The organism is Dankookia sp. P2 (assembly GCF_050632255.1).
In the GTDB taxonomy this organism is placed as follows: domain Bacteria; phylum Pseudomonadota; class Alphaproteobacteria; order Acetobacterales; family Acetobacteraceae; genus Paracraurococcus.
Window position 1 is genome coordinate 12017 of sequence record NZ_CP192582.1, and the last position, 22133, is coordinate 34149.

A 22133-nucleotide genomic window follows, 5' to 3' on the forward strand; every position below is an offset into this window, starting at 1 on the left:
GCCCGATCCGGCCTCAATCCGAATTATTGGATTTGAGCCGGATTGAGCCGCTTCAATCCCGTCCTCAGGCCGGCACCGGCCGGCCCGCGACGGGCGGCGGCACGACGGGGTCGGGCGCCTGCGGCCGCAGCAGCGCCGCGCCGAGCGCCGTGCCGTCCTCCACCAGGTCGTCGCGCGGGATGGCCGCGATCGCCGCCGCAGCAGCGGAATAGCGCGCCGCGTCGAGGCCTGCGAAATAGGCCGGCAGCGCCGCCTCGAGCGGCTCCTGCAGCAGCACCCCGGCCAGGCGCCCGGCCAGCCAGCGCCCGGTCTCGGTGCGCGCCAGGGTGATCGGCACCGCGCCGTGCAGGCTGCCCTCGTAGAGCCGGTTCGGCAGCAGCCAGTCGGAATTGGCGCCCGCCTCGTAGTAGTCGATCGCCCAGGCGAAATGGACGCCGCCATACATGGCCGGCAGGTCGCGCCGGCGGTCATAGGGGCCGAGGAAGCTGAGTCCCGGCGTCGCCGCCACCACCGCGTCGAAATCGGGAATGACGTTGCGCGCGGGCCGGCCGCGGATCTCGACCTCGACCCGGCCGGGGAATTGGCGGACCAGGGCGGCCAGCAGCAGCAGGCTCTGCCGGCAGCGGATCACCCCGTACCAGCCGATCCGCCAGGGCGGCCCTGCCACGCGGGCCGGCGGCGGGGCTTGTCCGGAAAGCTCCGCGGCGAGCACCTTGTTCTCGACCAGCATCACCGGCGGCAGGGCGACGCCATGCGCCGGCGCCAGGTGTTCCCGCACGAAGGCCGGGGAGCTGACCAGCAGCAGGTCGCAGCCGCGCAGCAGCCAGCCTTCCAGCCGGCGCAGCGCCGCGTTCTTCAGGGACGCGCCGACCAGCAGCCGGTGCACGTCGAGGCATTCCTGCACGAGCATCGCCCCCGGCGCGAAGCGGGTGCGCGCGGCGCGGGCCAGGGCCAGCGTCTCCAGCTGGCGCGACATCACCACGGTCGCGCCGCGGACATGCCGGCCGATCTCGCCCAGCCGCAGCCGCGCCCGCAGGACCGAGAGGATGCGGCGGCCGAGCCGCGCATCCTCGGTCCGGCCGAGCGGGACGGCCGGCCAGCCGGCCACCGTCGCCGGCGGGGTGGCGGCACGATGGAAGCCGATGACCACCGCGTCCTTCAGGGTAGGGGCCAGCATGTCGAGGCGGCGGGCCACGGCCGGGTCGCCGAGGTCATGGACGAGGTAGGCGAGGCGCATGGCGGGGCGCTCTGCTCCGGGCAGCATCGCCGGGACGGCCGGCGGGCGATCTCGCCAGACGGCTAGAGGATGGAAGCGGTAATCCCATCCTCGGATTTCTAGTTTGGGTTGATATACCCTGCCTGTCCGCGCGTCCGCCATGGTATCCGGCCCAGGTCCTTCCGGGCCATGCCCTGCCATGCGACGGCGGCATGACCTGCGGGCCGCATGGCGGGGACGGCGGTCCGCCGCATCCTGCCCACACCAGCCGGGAGCCAGCATGAGCCAGTCCGACGAGCGCCCGCGGGTGAGCGTGGTGATGGCCAACCACAACGGCGCGGCCTTCCTCGCCGATGCCCTCCGCTCGGCGCTCGGCCAGAGCCTGGCGAAGATCGAGGTCGTGCTGGCCGATGACGGCTCGACCGATGCCAGCCTGGCCATTGCCCGCGCCATCGCCGCCCGGGATCCGCGCCTGGTGGTGCTGCCGCCGGCGCCAAACAGCGGCCCGGCCGCGGCGCGCAACCGCGGCTTCGCCGCGGCGCGGGGCGAGTGGATCGCGGTCATGGACAGCGACGACCTGATGCACCCGGAGCGCCTGGAGCGGTTGCTGGACGCGGCCAGGCGGGACGGCTGCGACATCGTCGCCGACGACATGCTGGCCTTCTTCGAGGATGGCAGCGCGCCGCGGCCGATGCTGCACGGCCGCCTGGCGCTACCGGCGACGGTAGACCTGGCCTTGTACGTACGGGCCAATGCGCTGTTCGGCCGGTTGCCGGCGCTCGGCTACCTCAAGCCGGTCTTCCGCGCGGCGATGCTGCGGCAGAGCGGGGTGCGCTACGATCCCGCGCTGCGCATCGCCGAGGATTACGACCTGGTCGCCCGGCTGCTGGCCCAGGGCGCGCGGTTCCGGCTGCAGCCGGACCTGACCTATTTCTACCGCCGGCACAGCGCCTCGACCTCGCACCGCCTGCGCCGCGGCGACCTGCTGGCCATGCTGGAGTCCGACAGTGCCTTCCGCGCCGCGATTGGGCCGCGCGACGCCGCGACCGAGGCCGCCTTCCGCGCCCGCCGCGCCAGCATCGAGGCGGCCCTCGGCTATGACGGGATCATCGCCGCGCTGAAGGCGCGGGACCTGCCCGCCGCGTTGCGCGAGGCCATCCGCGTCCCCGCGGCGCGGCGCTGCTGCGCCTGCCGGTGCACGACCGCCTGGCCCGGCTGCTCGCCCGGCCGAGGTCGGTGGCGCCGGCGCCCGGCAAGGGCCTCAGGGTGCATGTCGTCTCCCGCAACCGGGTCACCGGCCGGGAAAGCGGCAGCTCGGCCTATCTGCTCGACCTCTGCCAGGCCATGGCCGGGGCGGGGCACGAGCTGCACCCTGACCTGGCCGTCCCCCGCCAGCTTCGGCCGCACCCCGGTGCTGCGGCTGCGGCCGGAGATGGCGGTCTTCCGCTCCGTCGCCATGCGCGGCGCCTGGCGGCTCGGGCGCTTCCTGGTGGCCCGGGACCCGAGGACCTGGGCGGCCGCGGCGATCGGCATCGCCGACAGGCTGCTGCGGAAGGCCGGGACCGGCCTGCCGGGCGGGCTGGTGCGGAAGGCGCCCTATTCCGTCGCCGTTCCCTGGCAGACGGAGGACTTCCTGCACGTCGCCGGCCGCATCCGCGGCGGCGCCGATGTGGTGGTGGCCGACTATGCCTTCCTGACCCCGGCCTTCCCCTATGCGCTCAGCCCCGCGGCCCGGCGCATCGTCGTCATGCACGACCTCTTCTCCAGCCGCGCCGCGCAATTCGCCAGGGTCGGCGCGCAGGATTCCGTGGCGCTGATCGACCAGGCGAGCGAGTTGCGGCTGCTCGGCGCGGCCGAGGCGGTGGTGGCGATCCAGGGCGAGGAGGGCGCCTTCATCGCCCGGGCGCTGCCCGGGCGGCAGGTGATCGTCGCACCGATCGCGGCCGAGCCGGTGGCGGCGCCGCAGCCGGGGGAGGGCGCCTCGCTGCTCTTCGTCGGCAGCGACACCGCGCCGAATGTCGATGGCCTCCGCTGGTTCCTGCGCGAGGTGCTGCCGCGGGTCCGCCGGGCGGTGCCGCAGGTGGAACTCCGGGTGGTCGGCAAGGTCGGCGGCGCCATCGGCGCGCTGCCGGAGGCGGTGGCGAGGGCGGTGCGCATCCTCGGCCTGGTGCCGGACCTGGCGCCGCATTACCGCGACGCGGCGGTGGTGGTCTCGCCGCTGCTGGTCGGCTCCGGCCTCAAGATCAAGCTTGTCGAGGCGCTCAGCCACGGCAAGGCGGTGGTGGCGACGAGCGTGACGCTGCAGGGCGTGCAGGAGGCCTGCGCCCCGGCCGTGCGGCCGATCGACGCGGCCGATGCATTCGCCGCCGAAGTCGCCGCGCTGCTGGGCGACCCGGCGCTGCGGGCCGGGCGGGCGGCGGCATCGCTGCAGGTGGCGCGCGACAGCTTCTCGGCGGCGGCCTGCCATGCCGGGCTGCTCGACTATCTCAGGACGGGCCGCCTGGACGCCATGCCCGCGCCACCCGCCATGCAGCAGACGCGGCTCCAGGCCGCCCTGGCAGAGGGCGTCTGATGGATCGCTGTCCGCGCCACAGCCGGCTGCAGCGCGGCAGCGCATGGCCCGCTGAGGCGCCGCGCTCGCGCCGTGCTGCCCTGGCGCTGGCCGGGCTGGCGGTCCCGGGCATCCGCCTCGCCGCAGCCGCGGCCCCCCTGCAGCCGATCCAGCCGCAATGGGCGCCGTCGCAGGCCCCGGCCAGTGCCAGCCGTCCCGGCATGACGCTGACCTTTGCCGAGGAATTCTCGAGCTTCGTCTGGTCGGTCAGTGGCCTCCAGGGTTGGCGCACCAACTTTCCCTATGGCCGGACGCTCCCCGCCAACAAGGAAGCGCAATACTACTCGGATGCGAGCGTCGGCGTGCATCCCTTCCGGCTCGAGCGGAGCGTGCTGGAGATCACCGCCTCACCCGGCACCAACCGCGCGGGCCTGCCGCATAATTCCGGCATGATCAGCAGCAAGGGAGGTTTCGCGCAACGCTACGGCTATTTCGAGATGCGCGCCCGGCTGCCGCGCGGCCGGGGCCTCTGGCCAGCCTTCTGGCTGCTGCCGGCCGACAACAGCTGGCCTCCGGAGATCGATGTCGTCGAGATGCTCGGCCACAAGCCGGGGGAGCTGCACGCCAACATCCGCTCGAAGGTCATGCCGCGGCAGGGACTGGCCGTGACGGTCGGCGATGTTTCGAACGACTTCCACACCTATGGCGTCAGCTGGCGTGCCGACGAGGTCCTCCATTTCTTCGACGGCCGGCAGATCGCCAGGTTCCAGACCCCGGCCGACATGCACAAGCCGATGTTCCTGCTGGCCAACCTCGCGGTCGGCGGGGCCGGCAGCTGGCCGGGTCCCCCGGATGCCGACACGGTGTTCCCGGCCCGCATGCTGATCGACCACATCCGCGCCTGGAGCTTCGACGCGGACCAGTAGCGCCGGGCGTACGGGGTACCGGGCTGCGGCCCGCCGGCCGCGCTTCGGAGCGGGGTACGCTGCCCGACAGCCCCGGCCCATCCGATCCCGTTGACGCGCAAACAAAAAGGCCAGCCGGTGTCGCCACCGGCTGGCTTCCATGGCTGAGCCGAGGCTCAGTAGAAGTGGTAGTCGTTGGCGAGCAGCGTCTTGTGCTCGATGCCCGTCGTCCGGACGCTGAACAGGTTCATGCCGCCATCGGCCCAGGTGACCTTGTAGACATCGGCCTTCGAGTCGAGGGGCGCGACGCCGAGCTTGGTGATCGAGCCAGCGCCGAAGCCGTTGAACGAGATGAAGTCCTGGTTGCTGGTGTTGCCCAGGGTGCGGCTGTGGAAGTCCATGATCATGTCGCCGCAGGTGGCGAGGTTGTAGTCGGCCGCGGTGAGGACCGTACCGGAGGCGAACTTCGTGCCGAGGTCACCAGCCTTGAAGTAGAAGGTGTCGTTGCCGTCGTTGGCGTTGGCAATGTTGGTGCCGCCCCAGAGCTGGTCGCAGCCGGCGCCGCCGCGGAGCAGGTCGTTGCCCTGGCCACCAACCAGCGTGTCGCTGTGGACGGTGCCGTAGAGGGTGTCGTTGCCATCCAGGCCCAGGAAGCGGACGGCGCCGGGGGAGTCGAGGCCGTCGGTGCCAACAGTGGTGTTGGGGACGAAATCCACCGGGCCGTTCGGCGCCTTGGGAGCGGTGGTGAGGGTGCTGCCGACGTAATAGGCGATGCTGCCGCCGCTCATGAAGTCGCCGGACGCGGTGCCGCTGGTGGGGGGCTTGGGATCGACATAGGCCATTGAAAAAGCTCCTTCTGGGTAGGGAACCAACAGGCGCGCACCGTTGCAGAAACTCATTAGTTGATCAAGTAGGATTTTTATAACTCATTAAGCGAAAGGCCGCTGATTCAGTGCTCTTTCTGCATCGTTCGGCTTTGTGGCGTGCCGAAAATTGGACCAAATCCATGGGTTGCCGAAGCGGGTACGCTGAATGAGCGGCTTTTCACTGGCGCCAAAAAATGCTGCAGCGCACTCCCGGACCAGGGATCCGGGAACCGCAATAATCTTCGGAATGACAGTGGCGCGTCCGGCCATGCCTCCGCGCCTGCCGCGCGGCGACCAGGTCGGGCCTCAGGCCGGCCTTGCCGCCGGCGCTGCGGTATCCTGCGGGTTCAGGTGGCCGGGACCAGGCCGGCAGCCCGGGTCAGGTCAGGGCTTCCGCCGCGGCGCGCGGCGCCGGCACATGGCCGGTCGCGCCATACTGCTCGAGCCGCCGCAGCTCGACGCGGTTGAGCACGACGCCGAGCAGCTTGTCGCGGCTGCCATGCAGCCCATCCAGCACCTCGGCCAGGGCCTCGCCCTCCAGCCCGCCCCAGCTGGAGACCAGCAGCACCCCGTCGAGCAGCTTGGCCAGCACGCTCGCATCGGCGGTGCCGCCGGCGGCCGGCAGGTCGATCACCACGCGGTCGTAGCCGGCCCGCAGCGCCGCCAGCAGCCGGTCCGCCCGCAGCGGCGCCAGCACCCGTGCCGGATGCGCCGCCGAGCGGCCCGCGGCGGAGGGCAGGAAGTGCAGCCCGGATTGCGGGTCGCGCCAGACCACCTGCTCGAGCGGCATGGCACCCTCGGCGATCTCGGCGGCGCCGCCGGCATTCTGCGGCGCCAGCGCGCGGGTCAGGGTCCGCTCCGCGCAGGTCGAGGTCGACCAGCAGCGTGTTGTAGCCGGCCTCGGCGAAGGCATAGGCGAGGTTGGCCGCGACCGTGCTGGCGCCCTCGCCGCTGCGCGGGGCGACGCAGCCGATCACCTGGCTGCCGGGCGTCCGGCGGCGCCAGACGGTGCGCAGCGCGATGCCGCGGATCGCCTCGGCGAAGGGCGAGGTCGGCTGGTCGACGACATGGCGCAGGGCGCTCGGATGCGTCGGCAGCTGACGGACCGAGGGTTCGGCCGCCTGGCCGCCGATGCCACGCGCCACGGCGGCGAGCGGCGGCAGCATGCCGAGGCAGTCATGCCCGGTGGCGGCCTTGATCTGGGCCGGGGTCCGCAGTCCCTGGTCGAGCAGCTCGCGCAGCACGGCCAGGCCGAAGCCGAGCATGACGCCGAGCACGAACGCCAGGCCGAGCACGATCACGGCCTTCGGCCAGCTTTTCTTCAGCGGCGGCACGGCGGCCGACATCACCCGGGCCTCGGTGATCGGGAAGGACTGGTCCTGCACCGCCTGGGTGTAGCGGGTCAGGAAATCCTCGTAGATCGCCTTGTAGCTGTCGGCCGCGCTCTGCAGCGCGCGCAGCATGATGCGGTCGCTGTTGACCTCCGCCGTCGCGGCGGCCAGCACCGAGAGCTGCCGGGTCAGCTCGGCCTCGTTCGCCTTCGCCACCTCCAGCTCGGAGCGGTAGGTTTCCGAGATGCGGCTGAGCTCGTTCCTGATCGATCCCTGCAGCTCGGCCATCTCGATGCGCGCGTTCACCGCGGCGGTGTGGTTGGCGCCGTAGCGGCTCGACCATTCGGATCTGCGGCGGCGAGCGTCGAGGTACTGCTTGCGCAAGCCGACGATGACGGTGTTCTCGATCGCCTCGGCCATCGGCGCATCCACCAGGCGATCGGGCGAGATCGCGCTGATGCGGTCGAACTTGGCCTGCGCATCGGCCAGCTTGGTGCGCGCGATGGTCTGCTGCAGGCTGAAGTCGCCGAGCTGCTGGGCGTTGAAATGGCCCTTGTCGGTATCGAGGATCTTGTGCGCGGCGCGATAGTCCTGCACCGCGCGGTCGGCGGTGATGGCCTCGTCGCGCAGCTTGTTCACCCGCTTCTGCATCCAGCCGCTGGCCAGGCTCGAGACATCCGAGAGGGCGGCGACCTGGCGCTGCAGGTAGGTCTGCACCAGGGCATTCGACAGCTGCGCCGAGAGCGCCGGATCCGGCGTCCGCACCGCGACCTCGATCACCGCGGTCAGGCCGACGCGGCGGACCGTGATCAGCTTCATCAGCTTCTCGACCGCGCGGGCGCGGGTCTTCTCCTCGTTCGGCGGCCCGTCGCTGTCCAGGAGATCGGTGATGGCGCCGACCACGGTGCCGATGATGCCGCGGCCGATGCTGTTGAAGGCGGCATCGTTCACGAGGTCCTGCTGCACGACGAGTGCGCGGGCCAGGCCCTCGGAGCGAAGCACCTCGACCTGGCTCTCGACCAGGGTGTTCTCCGATTGCGCGTCAGTGACCAGCGGTTGCTGGCGGAACGGGTTGCTCTGACGGACATCCACCAGCACGGCGGTGGTGGCGGTGAACCGTGCCGTGGCCAGGAGCAGGTACAGGACGGCAAGGCCGAGGACGACCCCGGTCACGCTGGCGATCGTCAGCCAGCGTCGGCGCAGGAAACGCAGCAGGTCGGGCAGCCAACGGAAGGGAGAGGGCTCCTGCCCGTTCGGGGACAGCGCCAGCATCTCGGCCGGGGTGTAGGCATTCATCATGCAACGGTCATCCGAACGGGCTTTGCCTGATGTGGCGAAACAAGTGGCAGCCCTTGCCTCTCGGTCGCGGACGGGATGACGGCACAAGCCGTGGTCACAAGCATATTGTAAGCGAAATTAGTTCAATATGAAGTCTTTACTTACCTTTTGTCAACTTATAAGATTATATCATTACCACAATGCTGACACTGGATCATGCCGCCGTTTCCGGCCGGCGAATCCGGCAGCTGGCCGCGGCGGCAGGTTCGCCTGCCAGCCGGCCGCCGGGGTGGCTGCCCGCCTTGTGCCCTGACCCATCTCCTGGCCCACCCCGCACTTGCCGGCGGCGCTGCAGCCCCAGGCGCAGGCCGAAATACAACGGCACCACCCCGGCCGCGGCGATCCCGGCGGCCGCCAGGGCCAGCAAGCCCGCCAGCAATCCATCTCCGGGGATGCCTCCGGCAGAAGCCCGTTCTGCCAGGGTCATGCCGCCCCATGCCGCGCTCAGCATCAGCCCGAAGGGCAGCCCGACCCCGAACACGTAAGCTCGGCCGGTGGCCGGCAGGTCATGCCGGGTCAGCCAGGCCATGACACCGGTTGCGCAGATGCTGCGGGCCGCCAGGGCCGCGGCGCAGAGCACCAGGCCGACCGGCGCCAGCAGGACGACCAGGATCAGGCCGCAACCGGCCGAGCCAAGGCTGATCCGCAGCAAGTGCCGATTGCGCCCGGAAACCGACAGCAGGGATCCATGCACGCCGCCGAGGGCGCGTGCGAACCCACCCATTGCCAGGCAGGCGGCAATCGGCGCCGCCTCGGCCCAGCTCGGGCCGAACACGAAGGTGACCAGCTGCAGGTGGGTGACGACGATCAGGGCCGCCGCCAAGCCGCAGGTGGCGGTGATCACGGCGAGGCCGCGCTGCAGCCCTTGCGCGTCGCCGCCTGGTGTCCGCCGCGCGAAGATCGGCTGGAACAGGATCGAGGAAAACGACCCCGCGGCGGTGATCAGGATCGTCTCGATCCGCTTCGCCAGGTTGTAGTAGGCGAGTTGCAGGCCGCCGAGCAGTCCGGCCACGAGTACTTGGTCGAGCGAATTGTTGACGGCCGCGACCAGACGCACCCCCGAAGCGCGGCTGGCTTCCGGCCAGAGCCGGCGCAGGCAGTCGCGGTGCATGCGCGGCCGGGCGAAAGTCCCGCTGCCGACTGAAGTCAGCAGCAGCACCAGCAAGGACAGCGACAGCTGGTAGGCCACCAGCCCGGCCATCGCCTGGCCGCCGAACAGCAGCCCCAGGCCGAGCGTCCCGGCGCCTGCGGTTGCCCCCATCGTGCGCAGCGCCAGGCGGCGAAGGGCAAGGCGTTCGGCCAGCACGGCCTGGGGTTGCAGCGCGGCCAGATCGAGCGGGATGCGCAGGCCGATAAGGGCGATGACCAGCCAGGCATGATCGACGCCGGGCACCAGGCGCACCAGCAGCGGCGTCAGCAGCAGGTACAGGCCACACAGGGCCAGCCCCCCAGCAGCAGGCAGGCCAGCGCCGTCTCGGTGCAGCGCTGCCGGTCGTTTGTCTGCTGCAGCAGTGCCTCGTAGAGGCCTGGCAAGGCAAAGGCCTTGATCACCTCGGTCACCGCCACGGCAAGCGCCACGACGCCGATCTCGGCGGCCGGAAGTCCGCGCGCGAAGATCACGAAAATCCCGAGCGGCAGCAGCGTCGCAATGAGGGCATTCAACGCCGACCATGCGGCACCGTGCAGATAACGGCGTGTGGCGGGTGCCTCGGCCTTGGCATCAGATGCAGGTGCGGAGCGCGGCATGCCGGTGCTCCTAACGCGACCACTCCGCTGTCTCAAGTAAAGGTTGATATTTCAAGCGGACGGAATTCTGTTTTGCGGGATACTGCCGCTGTGGCCGCGCGCCGGATACCGCTTGGCCACTGCAATCCGGCGCCGCATCCCGCATCGACGATGCCCCTGTTCTCAGGACGGCCGGGCAGGAGTTACGTCGCATTTGCGGCCTTCGGCCAGCGGAACAGCCCTGGGAATGCAGTTGCCGCCATCCTGCGGCCGACCGCGGTGCAATCCGGCGAATGAACCCTGGAGGCGCCGGTCGATGCCGAACCATGCCCGTTCCGGAAACGCCCATACGCTGAATTGAGTGGCCTTTGCCTCGCACCGCCTTCGCCTCCCCAGGCGGCCCCAGGTCCTGGACTGCCGGTCACGGGGAGACATGCCCGTGCCTCTGGTCCGCCCTGTCCCGCACCATCCGGGATCCTCTACCGCTACCCCATGCTCATCCACGCCAAGCGCCCCGACTCCCTATAGGGAAGACTCTATAGGTACTATTATAGGTATGGGCCGCGGATTCAGCGTGGATAACGCATGTAAAGGCCGTCGATTCAGCGCAAAGCACCAATTGATGGCCGCGTATTCAGCGTTACCTTGCCGCATATTCAGCGTGGATAAGTTCCGGCGAAACCGGGAAGCCGCGGATTCAGCGTGGATAACCTGACAGGCCGCCAATTCAGCGTATATTTGCGACGCAACATGATTAGAATGTGGATCCCCAGCCATTGCACCTGGTGTCCGGATTCCCATGGCCGATATCCATCGCCAGTTGATGCTCTTCGGGGCTGACGAACTCCGCCGCGCTGCGGCGTCGATCATCGACCCGAACGAGCGTCGTCGCGAACTCGGCCTCATCGCCGCCGCCAGCGCGGCAATGAGCGAGCCGGCCGAGGACGACCTCGCCTTCTCGCATTCCGGCCTCTGCCAGACCTGCCTGCCGCATGCCCGCCCGGCCACCAACGACTTGATCTGGCAGCGCAATTCCGGCCGGTTCCACCTGATGGTCAGCCCCGGCGTGGTGCGTGGCCCGGATGGCAAGGCAAGCCGCGTCGGCGTGCCTTACGGCACCCGCGCCCGGCTGATCATGATCTTTCTGCAGACCGAGGGCGTGCGCGGCCGCACCGTCAGCCTCGGCCCCAGCATGTCGGCCTGGATCCGTTCGCTCGGCCTGCCGGTCACCGGCGGGCCACGCGGCACCATCCAGGCGATCCGCGAGCAATCCCTGCGCATCGCCCGCTGCGAGTTCACCCTGCAATGGACCGCGCGCTCCGCCGCCGGCATCGACGAGACCATCATCCGCGACCAGCGCCTGGTCTCCGGCCTGTCGCTCTGGCACGGGCAGGAGGAAGGCGACGGCGCCCGCTGGCAGGCGACGGTCGAGCTGACCCGCGAATCCCACGACCACCTGCGGGAGCACGCGGTGCCCCTGGTGCGCGACGCCATCGCGCATCTGAAGGACAACTCGCTCGGCCTCGACCTCTATACCCTGCTGGCCTACCGGCTGCAGCGCCTGGAACAGCCCCTGCTGCTCCGCTGGCAGGCCCTGGCGGCCCAGGTGGGGTCGGATACCGGCCGCACCTCCCACCTCGCCCAGCGGGTCAAGGCGGTGCTGCCGGACGTGCTGGCGGTCTACCCGGATGCGAAGGTCGAGGTCGTCCGCCACGGGCTGCGCCTGCTGCCCTCGAAGCCGCCGGTACCAAGCACACTCATCGGTGGCTTCCGCGTGGTCGAGGGCGGCAAGGCGGCGTCGGCCGCCAAGTCCCTGCCCAGGCATGGGCGGATCGGCAGCCCTCGCCTGCGCTGACGGATATCCTCCTTCGGGCGGGCCGCTCATGCCCAGCGCAGGGAGGTTCCACCTTCGTACGCTGGGCATGAGCGGCTTGGCTTCGCCGTACCGGCGGCGGGCGCCATGCGGCGCCTCGGCCTTTCGGGCCGCAGGTCGGAACCTGGGACGGCGGGTATCAGGTCACCGAGGCCGGCTGCACGGTCGCGGCCAGGGCGGCGAGGCGCTCCATCATCCGGTCGCGCAATTCCTGCCGCACCGGCTCGGCGCTCAGCAGCGGCGCCGTGCCGGCCAGGCGCTGCAGCGCCTCGGCGGTACGGGCCGCACTGAAGCCGAGGAAGGGGCGGATCAGCGGCGAGTGCTTGACCACCCACTTCAGCCGCGAGGTCAGCGTCACCGGATCCGGCAGCACCCGCTCGTCGAAGCGGGCGAAGGCTTCCTCGATGTCGAAGCGCCTGGTCTGGCCGAAGGGCGCGGCCGGGCGGCCGAAGGCGAGGACCGGCCCGGGATCGGGCGGCGGGATCATCGCCAGGTCGAATTCCAGCCCGAGCGAATGGGTCCAGTCGACCCATTTGGTGATGCCGAAATTCTTCGAGGTGGCGAAGGCGATCCAGGGGATGCCGTAGACATCGGCGAGGATCGCGCCGTGCAGGGATCTCGGTCAGCACCAGCTTCGCCGCGGCGATGCGGGCGATGACGGCCTGGGGCTCGGCGCGGGGGTCGAGCAGCTCGTAGCCGGTCAGCCTCGCCACCTCCGGCCAGCCCGGGTGGTCGAGCGTCTGGAAATGCGGGATGACCAGCGTGCCGCCGGTGCCCGTCGCGGCCTTGGGGAAGCCCTCGGCCAGCGGCGTCAGGATGGCGCCGTCGGTGATCGCCCGCTCGGCCGGCAGGCCAAGCATCCGCGCCGAGACCGGCCCGCGCACGCACCAGTACTCGACCTGCTTGTCGCGCCAGGCCGCCGGCAGGTCGTTGCCGATGCCGCTGGAGAAGACGTGCAGCCGCTTCAGCGCGCCGCAGGGCATGCCGATGATGGTGCCGATGCCGACGAAGCCGGTCTCGGCATCCTCGTCGAACAGCGCCGGCGCCAAACTCCTCCAGAGCGAGGCGTTCAGGTCGTCGCCGAAATCCGGTACCTGCTTGCGGTAGTAGACGAGCTGCATGGGACGGCCTTCTGCGACCAGCAGGAAACGGGCGGGGCGGCGGGCGCGCGGCTCGGCCGGCTCAGTGCGGCGCTTGAAGCATGACCGCCGGCTCAGCGTCGACATGTTCCACCCGGCCGGCCGCGACCGGCCGCGCCGCGGCCTGGCCGGCGATGTGGTCGCCCGCCCGCAGCGCGAGCGCGATGATGGTGAGCGCGGTATTGACCGCCCCGGCCGAGGGCAGCGTCGAGGCGTCGACCACGTAGAGGCCCTTGATGCCGTGCACCTGGCAGTCCGGGTCCAGCACCGAGGTCGCCGGGTCGGCGCCGAAGCGCACCGTGCCGACCTCGTGCCAGAGATAGGGCGCCCGCTTGCGGGCGAGCGAGGGATAGCCGGCGCGGCGGAAGGCATCGACCGCCAGCCCGCGCAGCCGGGCCAGGGTCTGCAGGTTGTGCACCGGCTCGACCCGGCCGCCCAGCCTGTCGCCGTCGAAGGCCAGGCCAGCCTCGCGGGTCGGCAGCGCCTCGGTCATGTAGAAGCACATGAGGCTGTGGGTGCCGATCAGCTTGGCGACCGGCCGGACCAACCGCGAGGTCTCCTTCCAGAAAGGCATCTGTCCGGCGATCTGCACGACACCGGTCGGATAGGGCCAATCCGGTGCCCCGTCGTAGAATTCGTTGATGGCGAAGGTCTTGGTATAGACCGCCGGCAGCGTCTTCCAGCTGACGAAGGGAAAGATCATCCCGACCGAATGGCCCGCGAGATAGCGGCCGAGCACGCCCTGGGCATTGCCGAGCCCCTCCGGATGGCGCGCGGTGCGGGACTGCCGCAGCAGCATGGCCGAGCCCGGCAGGCCGCCGCAGACGGCGACCACATCGGCCCGGACCACGTGCTCCACGCCGTGCCGCCGCAGCAGCACGCCGGTGGCTCGATCGCCGTCGGTCAGCAGGCGCAGGCATTCGGTCTGGGTTGCGAGGTGAACGTTGCCGGTCGCTAGGGCCGGCCGCATGGAGGCGGTCTCGGCATCCATCTTGGCATCGAGCGTGCAGTAATGTGCATCGCAGGTGGAGCACAGCACGCATTTCCCACCCGGCCCGTAGTCCAGCCCGTTCGGGATGGCCGCGGTGCGCGTCCCGGTCCGCTCGAGCCGCCGCACGACATCGGCGACGAACGGCCCGTGCGGCAGCGGCGGATGAGGATAGGGATTGGCGCGCGGCGGCTCGCTCGGATCGCCGTCCGGCGCGCCATGCACCCGGTAGAGCCGCTCGGCCTGCTCGTAATAGGGTTCGAGCTTCGTCATAGGTGATCGGCCAGGCGGGCGAGATGCCAGCCTCGTGCTCGACCTCGCGGAAGTCGCTCTCGCGCATCCGGTAGAGCGCGGCGCCGTAGACTCGGTTCGCCCGCCGACCACGCGGATCGACGCATCACGCCTGCCCATGACCTCGGCTATGAACTTGCCTGGCGGCGTGCCGGCGCCGCCGCGCTCGACCCGCAGGAAGTCGCCCTGCTCGACCACCAAAACCCGCAGGCCGCGCTGGCCAAGGCGCAGGGCCAAAGGTGCGCCGCCGGCACCGCTGCCGATGACGACGGCATCATATGGCTGGGTCAGGTCGGTATCGCGCCAAACCTCATCATCCCGATGCATCCCAGACCCCATCCTGCTTTCCGGCTGGCAAACCGATAAGAATAACGAAAAAGTGAGTAAAGAATGGCCAGAGGCAAAGCAAGTCCTGGTTGTGGGGATCGCGGATAGAGGGTGCGGGATGATCTTTGGTGGGCCGAATTCTTGGCCCCGACGCGGAAGGCGGCCTTGAACGCAGCCTGCCACCCCAGGCCTTGGGGTATTCGGCGACATCGCAGGCCAGGACACCTACCTTCAGCGGCGCATGGCCTGGGTGGCGGGAGGCTTGGTCAGGCGGTGCCCGATGCCGCGCCGGGCGCGGATGCGGTCGGGGACATGGCCTCGGCTGCGGCCCGCTAGGATGCCCGCAGGACTTGCCTCCTGATGAGGCCATTGTCCGGATCCAAGGCCAGGACCGCACGAAGCCGCTGCGACCGGACATCCTGGCGGCGCGCCTTGGCGGCATATCCCATGCATATCACGAAGTAGAAGCAGGTCAGGTCAAACAATGAGAAAAGCCCGATCTCCTGCCACTGGGTAACCACAATCATCATCAAGCAACCCAGGAAGAATCCGCTTATCTCGTTTGGATCGCGGCGCACCCAGCCAAGGACCGTGATGAGCGCATAGGCGATCATGATCAATCCCAGCACGATACCCGGATAGCCGAGCTGGATAAGCATATCGTAGTATAGGTTGTGGAAATGGAAGCCGCTCCTGGAGGCGACATGCATGACCTTCCAAAGGAATTCTGCAGGGGAGTGGCCTTGCTTCCAAAATGCCTGATAACCTATGCCGAGTGGAAAATAGTCATCAGACATCCGATCGGCAAAAAACCAGAGAAGTGTGCGCCCCGTCAGGGTGGCATCCTTCCCGACCAAAGCGAGTATTTCCGCACTGAACATCAGCACGGTCGGTAGCAGGATCAGGGCGGCCCCGGCCCCGCACAGGATGAGCAGATTTATGTAACTGGGCCGCCAGCGTCGCGGCAGGAAACATGCAGAAGATACGCTTGCCACGATCGCAATCGCCAGAACCATGGCGAAGACGCGCCCCACCGAATAGGCCAGCACGTTGAGCGCCGCCCCGAACACGATTCCGAACAATGCGATGAACCGAAGCGGCAACGGGAATGGCCGGTGCAGAAATATGGCTGTTGATGCCACGGCAAAACTGGCGCCGGCGACTGAAAGCGAGTTTTTGTTATTGTAGATGCCGGCCATGGTAACGCGGTGGGCCAAGCCGTCATAATGCTTGTTGTTGACAATGATGCTCAACACCAAAATGATGCCCATCACCACCCATAGACAAGCGATGAAACGCCTTGGCGTGACTGCATTCACCACCAAGAGCGCCAGGCCGACCGTCAGACCGAGCTGGAGCGCCGATCGCCCTGTGGCGAGGGGCAAGGGCGACCAGAGGATCGAAAGAATTGCCAACAGGGTCATGAGCCAGGGAAAATGCCGGCCATGGTCAGGGAGCGGATCAGAAAATCCACATCCTTCAGACAGTATATTGCCCAGAGCCCCAGGCTGATCGCAATGAAGGGCGGCCCGATCAACTCGTTCACGGCCAAGCCGACAATGGTGAATAAGACTATTAAATTCTTCGGATCAATAATGGCATAGAGGCGGGCGGGGGGCAGCATGGCCGGCCCGAGTGATAGGGAGCTGTTCATGCTTCACCTGCAAGCAAAAATTCCCGGTGACTGACAACCGTCTGGTGTCCCGGCTGGCTGCAGGCCCGGGTTGCCGAAAATGCCACGGCTCCACCTGACGCAGCCTGGCCACGGTTGCCCCGGGTGTGCACGCTCACCTCCCTCATGCTCCAGCCTTCCAAAGCGGTTGACGGACTGCCTCACCACGGGGGCGCCGAAGCGGCAGGCCGCTCCGGTCGCCGGCAGCCCTTGTTGGCCGGACCATGCGCTGCAGCTTACTGCAGGCCAGCCTTCAGGTGGTCGGCGAGACGCAGGGACAGCGCCACGATGGAGAAGGTCGGGTTCGCCTGCCCGCCGGTCGTGAAGACCGAACAGCCCATGACGTATAGGTTGTCCGTCCCATGGACCCGGCAGTTGGCATCCACCACGCCGTCCTGCGGGCTGTTGGACATCCGCGTGGTTGCGATGTGGTGGTAGGTTCCGGTCAAGCTGGTCGCCGGTGATGGGAGCGGTGTCCGTCAGCCAAGCCTCGGGCTGGCACTCTCCGAGCCCGAGCCGCTTGAACTCCGCCCCGAGGAACGAACTGAAGCGTTCCGCGGTCCGCCGCTCCTGTTCGGAGATGCGCCAGTCCACCTTCGGCTTGCGGTTGCCGAGCGCATCCCGCTCCTCGGCCAGAGTAATCCGGCTGTCAGGATCAGGGGCCTGCTCAAGATCGATGAGCAGGTTGATCGACTCCGTCTCGAGCAGGGCGTGTTTGCCTTGGATGCCACGGCGCAAGACATTGGTCGCGACCGAATCGATGCCGCCGAATGCCTGCCCAAGGTTTCTCATGAAGTCTGCCGAGAACTGACCGCCCCTCAACTGCCGCGCAGCGCGCTTGCTGGCTTCCCAGCCGGAATTCTGGTCGGCATCATAGGTCAGTATGATGCTGGCATTGAGCAGGCCATGTTCGCTTTGTGCTTGCTTGGACAAGGCAAAGCCGAGCTCGTACTGCGTGCCACTCCGCTTCGCAAAGATGTTGAACATGTCCTGCAGCGCCGCCCGGTTGTGGCGGCCGGTTTGTAGCCGGGCGACATTGCCGCGTGGATGCTGCATGAAGTAGCGGCCGACCTGATCGATGTTGCTGCCAAGGCCGCCCGGCACGGATTCCGGGCTGGCGAGCAGCAAGCGGGCATTCTCGATGCCCCCGCAGCAAAGCGCGAAGGCCCTCGCCTTGACCGAGATGGATCGCCTTGTCAGCGATCTCACCTTCAAGGCGTCGACGTGGTCGTTTTTCCCGCCGGTCTCGAACCCCACCACATTCGCATGCAGGATGACCCGCAGGTTGGCGGCGGCGCGGAGCTCCTCGCGATAGGCCTTTCCCCAATCGATATAGACCCGGTTGCCGAGCGGCGCGTAGCGCCAGATGAACGGGGTGACACGAGATGGGTCGAGCGCCGGAAGATTGACGCCAAGTATGTCCGGGACCTCGGCATTCGGCTTCCAGGCTTCCTGGAAGCCGCATACGGCCTCGGCCCGCCGGTAATAGGCACTCAGGTCATCGAGACCGATCGGCCAGCCGGAGTGTGGCACCCAGTCCCGGGCGGCAAAATCGATATCGTCCAGTTCGGCGCAGCGGCCGGTCCATTCAGTGGTCGAACCACCAAGAACCCGGTAGCGGCCCTCGCTGATCAGCATCGGATGGCCGACGACGTCCCCATTGTACAGGGCCTGGGTGTCGGGCTCGAGGGTTGGACCGCCACTCTCAAGAAGGCAGACCTGGAGACCACTGCCGATGAGCTCGCGTGCGATCGTAATGCCTGCCGCACCGGCACCGACGATGCACAGGTCGGCCTCAATGGTTACGCCTTCCTCATACTGGCTGATATCGTCGATCATCGCAGGTCGATTCCGCAAAGAAGTGTCTTGGTCGAGCCACTTGCATGGCTGCACATCGCCTGTTTCAGAGGCGCCAAATTGGATACACTTGCCGCAAGCGGCACGGATTGATGCGGAACAAGCAGCTTCGTCGAAATGCCGCTTGTCGAGTTATGCCGTCATGCAGCCAATCGGCTCTGCTCGGCTTCCGAAAGCAGCTGGGCGAAGCTGGAGAGCACCTGGGTGTCCATGGGGGCGCTCTTCGCAAGCGTGGCGTTGGCCTGGATATTTGCCGGCTTGAAGGACGAGAAGAGCACGATCCCGTCGGGATCTGACCAGAGCGCATGGGCCAGGCACAAGCGCGCGAGAGTGCCTGCGTCGGAAAGGTCGAAGCCGACCGCATTGTTGAAACGTTCCCGCGTGTCGCCATCCGCCGACAGGCGCTCGCGCAGGGCATGAAACCGCCGGCCCAGGCAGGAATGGGTAACGAGGAGACTGTCCGGCAGCTCCGGCAGCTTTTCTATGTTCCGGTCCCAGGCGCTGCTCGGGAATTGCACGACATTCGTAAGGCCCGGAGAGGAAGGGATTATCCTTGATGTTTCATCGAAGGACGTGGCCAGACCAAAGGCTCCGATCTTTCCTTCCCGGACCAAGCCGTCGAGGAAGACGAGAAGTTCGGGACGAGCCGCGTCTTCGACCCCTATTTCGTGCAGCAACAGAATATCGATGCGGTCGGTACGCAATTCCCGGAGGCTCGTTTCGATGCTGCTGCGCAGGGCAGACGTATCGAAGACATTGAACCGCGGCTGGGTGAATGCCGGAACGGGAAGGTGTGGCTTGAGACCGGGCGCCAGCAAATGCGCCAGGTGGACGCCTTCCGCGTGGCGCGGACGAAAGCCGATCTGGCCGGAGGCAGGATGCCGGCTTTGCTGACGACAACCACCCGACTCCGGTGGCGCTGCAGAAAGTCTCCGAGTATGCCCTCGGCCAAACCTGAGCCGTACATTCGTGCAGTATCGAAGTAATTGATACCGGCATCCAATGCGCTTTCCAGCAAGCGGCAGGCTTCCGAGCGGCTTAACCGGCCAGGCAACTCAGCGCAGCCAAAGCCGAGCCGGAAAGTGTCTCGTGGCAAGAAATCGGTCGCGGGGCGCGGATTTACATTACCGCTCATGGCAGTACGCTCCAAAACCTCGAGACCTCTGTTCCGGCAATTTATCTGCCAACACATCCTTTTAAGGCAGGGTGAGGTTTTTTCAACCTAAAGTTTTATACGCACCGCGGCAGCCATCCCGGCATCGCGCGCGGGATGGCTGAAGACACCTTCATGACCCAGCACGTGACCTGCCGGCATTCCTGGCAGGGCAGTGGTGGAGGACCGCCTGCGATGGGAGCGCCGCCGATCAGCCGATGGCGTTGGGGGCCATCGGGGCGCGGAGAGCGTCTTGCTGATCGGCGCGCCTACCACACGTGGCCGTCCGAGTATTTCGCCACCGGTCAGCCAAAGTGATAGTCGAGAATGCCGAGCCTTCCGCTACCGTTGGCCACCTGGATGAGCAGGCCTTGAGAGACGTAGTCGCCATCGACGATGCGATAGGTCTGGGTGGTGCCGGATACGGAGATGAAGTCCAGGTGCGCGGCGGCGCTGAAGCCGACAAGCTGCAACGTGTCGTGTTCGTTGCCGTCGGACAGGTCCACGTGGAAGTCGATGATCTGGTCCCCTCCGGCGAGACCTGATTTGATGATGACGAATGCGCGCCGCTGCCGGCGCCGCCCTTCACGCGGGACAGGCCGGAGCCGAAGATGAAGGTGTCGTCGCTGGCGCCGCCAACGAAATTCACGTTGCCGGGCCCGCCGCGCACCAGGCTGCCGAGCGGGCTGCCCCAGACGGTATGCGCGCCGGCGGTCGACAGGGCGGAGGCATCCATGGTCAGCGCGACCTTGGCCTTGGTGAAGTCATAAAGGTCGCTGACGCCGTCCGCATTCAGCGTATAGCTGCCGCCGAAGGTGGCGACATCGCCGGGCCCGGTGACGCTGGGGCCGCCATTCTGCCAGGCGCGGACATAGTCGATCAGCATATGGCCGGTCGGCATGCTGGGGTCGTACTTGCCGGGCCAGCTGCCGGTATCGCCGACTGCCAGATTCAGCAGCATGTACATCGGCTTGTTCATGTCGGCCGGGGTCGCCATCTCGGCAACCTCGTTGCCGTCGACATACCAGCGGATCATGTCGGACTGCCAGGCTCAGCCCGAAGGTGTGGAAGCCGGCCGAAAGATCGGGCAGGTAGTTGCTCTTGAAGGTTGTGTTTCCGGCAGTGCTGCTCCGCACCCCCGCATAAGCGGTGGTCGTGTTGTTTCCCAGCATCTCGAGGATGTCGATCTCGGGCGGCCAGCTGCCATCGGCCGGCAGCAGCCAGAAGGCCGGCCAGAAGCCCTGCCCGGCCGGCAAGTCGACCCGCGCCTCGAAATACCCGTAGAGCTGGGCGAAGGACTTGGCGGTGGTGATAAGGCCGGAATTGTAGGCGAGGCCCAGCGGGTTGCTGCCCGGCGCTGCGGCGATGTCGAGCACGCCGTCCTTCAGGCTGAAGGGGTCCACGCCGACCGAGCTGTCGGAATAGTACTCGGCTTCGTTGTTGGTGCTGAGCGTCCGGAGCTGGTCGTTAACCTTGTAGGTGGTTTTCCAGGTGGTGCCGAGGCCGGTGGCCGAGGCGCTGAAGCTATCGAATTCGTCGGCGAAGGTCTGCTTCATGCCGAAATGGAGCGGGTCAGTGGGCAGCCAGAAGTCCCGCGTCGTCAGGCTGGAGGCGAGGGTATTCCGCAGCACCAGCTTTTCCCCGCCGCCGAGGGCGATCGTGGTGTCGAGGCCGGTCTGGGTCATCGCCGCCTTGACCGCGGCGAAGTTGAACAGCGCGTAGTCCTGCAGCCGGATCGTATCGAGCCCCTGTTCGAAGTCGTAGATGACGTCGCTGCCGTTGCCGCCGCTGATGATGAAGGTGTCGGCCCCGGCGCCACCGATCAGGACATCGTTGCCGGCGCCGCCATCGAGCGTGTCGTTGCCCGCGCTGCCGGTGAGGATGTTGTTGAGCGCATTGCCGATGCCGCGCTGGTTGCCCTGCATCAGCTCGAGGTTCTCGACATTGGCGCTGAGCTTCGTCAGGCCGGCCCAGCTCCGCACCGTGTCGATGCCGCCACCGGCAAGCTCGGTGATCGTGATACGGCCGTCCCAGATGGCGTAGATGTCGTCACCTGCGCCGCCCTGCAGGGTTGCCGCCGGGTCCGAGGCGGAGAGCCAGTCATTGCCGGTGGTACCGACGACGACCGCGCCCGGGAGACTGGAGGAGAACCACTTGGTAGGACTACCGGAGGTGGAAAGGCCAACCGAGGATGCATTCTGGTAGATCACGATCATCTCCTCCGTGCTGCCCTTTGTGGCAGCATGCGGTCGGGCGGGTACCTGCAACCGCATACGCAACCTTTGGGAGAATGAACAGTGTGTTAATCGCGTAAACGGATATTCTGTCCCGACTGCAATCCTTTTTGCATCTGTTTATATTCTGAGGAATGAACGAGCATGGCTGGCCTGGTTCAGGCAGGCACCAGCCTCAGACGAAGCGACAGTCACTTGCCGTGAGGTCGCCGGGTGGTTTGAAGCGGTCCAGAGCAGATGGAGGGAGGGCATGCAGGCTGGGATGCCTGGATCCGAACAATGGGCAACAGTGGTGCGGCGCTCCGCTCTGAACGCACGCCGTCGTGGCGGCGATGACCCGCTCGAACGGCGACCGGAATGTCGAGGGAGGCATCAGGTGCACCGACGGAACACGAATCGCCGTCCGGCCCGCTGGCCGAGGCGCCGTGCTGCAGACCATCGATCACGCTCGCGGGGTGTAGCGGATGGCATCAGCACAGTTTCGGCGGTGCAGCTTCCACTTCCATCTGCTTAGGGTGGATCAGCGGTTGCGCGCGGTATGGCCGCAGTCCGCCTGAGACTTGGTGGATAGCTCATGGCTACCAAGCCAGCCCCAACGCCGAATACCCCTGCCGGCGTTGATTGACGCTGGAGGGTTTGGCTTGGCGGATGTGTTTTGGTGGGAGAT

17 protein-coding genes and 1 pseudogene are annotated in these 22133 nt (G+C 67.6%); 4 read left to right on the forward strand and 14 right to left on the reverse strand.

What is annotated here, in order from left to right:
- Positions 1-64: 64 nt before the first annotated feature.
- The gene (locus tag ACQ86J_RS37925) at positions 65-1237 is read right to left on the reverse strand and encodes a glycosyl transferase family 1 (protein WP_431272876.1); all 1173 of its coding nucleotides are present in this window, start codon (positions 1235-1237) and stop codon (positions 65-67) included.
- Positions 1238-1496: 259 nt separating this feature from the next.
- Here ACQ86J_RS37925 and ACQ86J_RS37930 point away from each other — a divergent pair, with 259 nt between their 5' ends.
- Complete coding sequence (locus tag ACQ86J_RS37930) at positions 1497-3788, forward strand: glycosyltransferase (RefSeq protein ID WP_431272877.1); 2292 nt, start codon at positions 1497-1499, stop codon at positions 3786-3788.
- Positions 3788-4693: a glycoside hydrolase family 16 protein gene (locus tag ACQ86J_RS37935; protein WP_431272878.1), complete on the forward strand. Its 906-nt coding sequence runs from the start codon at positions 3788-3790 to the stop codon at positions 4691-4693. Before ACQ86J_RS37930 ends, ACQ86J_RS37935 begins: the two co-directional genes overlap by 1 nt.
- A 155-nt stretch (positions 4694-4848) precedes the next feature.
- Here ACQ86J_RS37935 and ACQ86J_RS37940 read toward each other — a convergent pair whose 3' ends face one another.
- The 4 genes from ACQ86J_RS37940 to ACQ86J_RS37955 form a co-directional block, all read right to left on the reverse strand.
- A complete protein-coding gene (locus tag ACQ86J_RS37940; RefSeq protein WP_431272879.1) occupies positions 4849-5514 on the reverse strand; it encodes a calcium-binding protein in 666 nt (221 codons plus the stop codon).
- Between the two features lie 371 nt (positions 5515-5885).
- Complete coding sequence (locus tag ACQ86J_RS37945; protein WP_431272855.1) at positions 5886-8168, reverse strand: GumC family protein; 2283 nt, start codon at positions 8166-8168, stop codon at positions 5886-5888.
- 193 nt (positions 8169-8361) lie between these two features.
- Positions 8362-9609, reverse strand: a complete 1248-nt coding sequence (locus ACQ86J_RS37950; protein ID WP_431272856.1) for an oligosaccharide flippase family protein — start codon at positions 9607-9609, stop codon at positions 8362-8364.
- Between the two features lie 11 nt (positions 9610-9620).
- Positions 9621-9953: a hypothetical protein gene (locus ACQ86J_RS37955; RefSeq protein WP_431272857.1), complete on the reverse strand. Its 333-nt coding sequence runs from the start codon at positions 9951-9953 to the stop codon at positions 9621-9623.
- Between the two features lie 778 nt (positions 9954-10731).
- Between ACQ86J_RS37955 and ACQ86J_RS37960 the strand changes: the two genes are divergently transcribed.
- On the forward strand, positions 10732-11787 hold the full coding sequence (locus ACQ86J_RS37960; RefSeq protein ID WP_431272858.1) for a replication protein RepA: 1056 nt from the start codon (positions 10732-10734) through the stop codon (positions 11785-11787).
- 157 nt (positions 11788-11944) lie between these two features.
- Here the strand turns inward: ACQ86J_RS37960 and ACQ86J_RS37965 are convergent, their stop codons facing one another.
- Positions 11945-12292: a hypothetical protein gene (locus ACQ86J_RS37965; protein WP_431272859.1), complete on the reverse strand. Its 348-nt coding sequence runs from the start codon at positions 12290-12292 to the stop codon at positions 11945-11947.
- A 241-nt stretch (positions 12293-12533) separates the two neighbouring features.
- Between ACQ86J_RS37965 and ACQ86J_RS37970 the strand changes: the two genes are divergently transcribed.
- On the forward strand, positions 12534-13010 hold the full coding sequence (locus ACQ86J_RS37970) for a hypothetical protein (RefSeq protein WP_431272860.1): 477 nt from the start codon (positions 12534-12536) through the stop codon (positions 13008-13010).
- Here the strand turns inward: ACQ86J_RS37970 and ACQ86J_RS37975 are convergent.
- The 8 genes and pseudogenes from ACQ86J_RS37975 to ACQ86J_RS38010 all read right to left on the reverse strand — a co-directional run bounded on the left by ACQ86J_RS37975 (position 12988) and on the right by ACQ86J_RS38010 (position 21442).
- Positions 12988-14550 (reverse strand): GMC oxidoreductase, encoded by a 1563-nt coding sequence (locus ACQ86J_RS37975; RefSeq protein WP_431272861.1) that lies wholly within the window; start codon positions 14548-14550, stop codon positions 12988-12990. The genes ACQ86J_RS37970 and ACQ86J_RS37975 overlap by 23 nt on opposite strands.
- 332 nt (positions 14551-14882) lie before the next feature.
- Positions 14883-15974: an O-antigen ligase family protein gene (locus ACQ86J_RS37980; protein ID WP_431272862.1), complete on the reverse strand. Its 1092-nt coding sequence runs from the start codon at positions 15972-15974 to the stop codon at positions 14883-14885.
- Complete coding sequence (locus ACQ86J_RS37985; RefSeq protein WP_431272863.1) at positions 15971-16204, reverse strand: hypothetical protein; 234 nt, start codon at positions 16202-16204, stop codon at positions 15971-15973. Before ACQ86J_RS37985 ends, ACQ86J_RS37980 begins: the two co-directional genes overlap by 4 nt.
- A 3-nt stretch (positions 16205-16207) precedes the next feature.
- Complete coding sequence (locus tag ACQ86J_RS37990) at positions 16208-18061, reverse strand: FAD-dependent oxidoreductase (protein WP_431272864.1); 1854 nt, start codon at positions 18059-18061, stop codon at positions 16208-16210.
- A gap of 158 nt (positions 18062-18219) precedes the next feature.
- A complete protein-coding gene (locus ACQ86J_RS37995; RefSeq protein ID WP_431272865.1) occupies positions 18220-18897 on the reverse strand; it encodes an aldo/keto reductase in 678 nt (225 codons plus the stop codon).
- Positions 18898-18974: 77 nt separating this feature from the next.
- Positions 18975-19271 (reverse strand): annotated as a pseudogene (locus ACQ86J_RS38000) (aldo/keto reductase); the annotation flags it as partial.
- Between the two features lie 266 nt (positions 19272-19537).
- Positions 19538-19738 carry a hypothetical protein gene (locus ACQ86J_RS38005; protein WP_431272866.1) on the reverse strand — a complete coding sequence of 67 codons (201 nt, stop codon included), beginning with the start codon at positions 19736-19738 and terminating at the stop codon, positions 19538-19540.
- A gap of 258 nt (positions 19739-19996) precedes the next feature.
- Positions 19997-21442 (reverse strand): family 16 glycosylhydrolase, encoded by a 1446-nt coding sequence (locus ACQ86J_RS38010; RefSeq protein ID WP_431272867.1) that lies wholly within the window; start codon positions 21440-21442, stop codon positions 19997-19999.
- Between the last annotated feature and the right edge of the window lie 691 nt (positions 21443-22133).

Excerpts from the sequence above, each read along its gene's own strand:
- ACQ86J_RS37990 (WP_431272864.1), bottom strand. The coding sequence starts at position 18,061 with ATGATCGACGATATCAGCCAGTATGAGGAAGGCGTAACCATTGAGGCC.
- ACQ86J_RS37965 (WP_431272859.1), bottom strand. The coding sequence starts at position 12,292 with ATGATCCCGCCGCCCGATCCCGGGCCGGTCCTCGCCTTCGGCCGCCCG.
- ACQ86J_RS37985 (WP_431272863.1), bottom strand. The coding sequence starts at position 16,204 with ATGAACAGCTCCCTATCACTCGGGCCGGCCATGCTGCCCCCCGCCCGC.
- ACQ86J_RS37975 (WP_431272861.1), bottom strand. The coding sequence starts at position 14,550 with ATGCATCGGGATGATGAGGTTTGGCGCGATACCGACCTGACCCAGCCA.
- ACQ86J_RS37935 (WP_431272878.1), top strand. The coding sequence starts at position 3,788 with ATGGATCGCTGTCCGCGCCACAGCCGGCTGCAGCGCGGCAGCGCATGG.
- ACQ86J_RS37940 (WP_431272879.1), bottom strand. The coding sequence starts at position 5,514 with ATGGCCTATGTCGATCCCAAGCCCCCCACCAGCGGCACCGCGTCCGGC.
- ACQ86J_RS37980 (WP_431272862.1), bottom strand. The coding sequence starts at position 15,974 with ATGACCCTGTTGGCAATTCTTTCGATCCTCTGGTCGCCCTTGCCCCTC.
- ACQ86J_RS37960 (WP_431272858.1), top strand. The coding sequence starts at position 10,732 with ATGGCCGATATCCATCGCCAGTTGATGCTCTTCGGGGCTGACGAACTC.
- ACQ86J_RS37955 (WP_431272857.1), bottom strand. The coding sequence starts at position 9,953 with ATGCCGCGCTCCGCACCTGCATCTGATGCCAAGGCCGAGGCACCCGCC.
- ACQ86J_RS37925 (WP_431272876.1), bottom strand. The coding sequence starts at position 1,237 with ATGCGCCTCGCCTACCTCGTCCATGACCTCGGCGACCCGGCCGTGGCC.
- ACQ86J_RS37930 (WP_431272877.1), top strand. The coding sequence starts at position 1,497 with ATGAGCCAGTCCGACGAGCGCCCGCGGGTGAGCGTGGTGATGGCCAAC.
- ACQ86J_RS37945 (WP_431272855.1), bottom strand. The coding sequence starts at position 8,168 with ATGATGAATGCCTACACCCCGGCCGAGATGCTGGCGCTGTCCCCGAAC.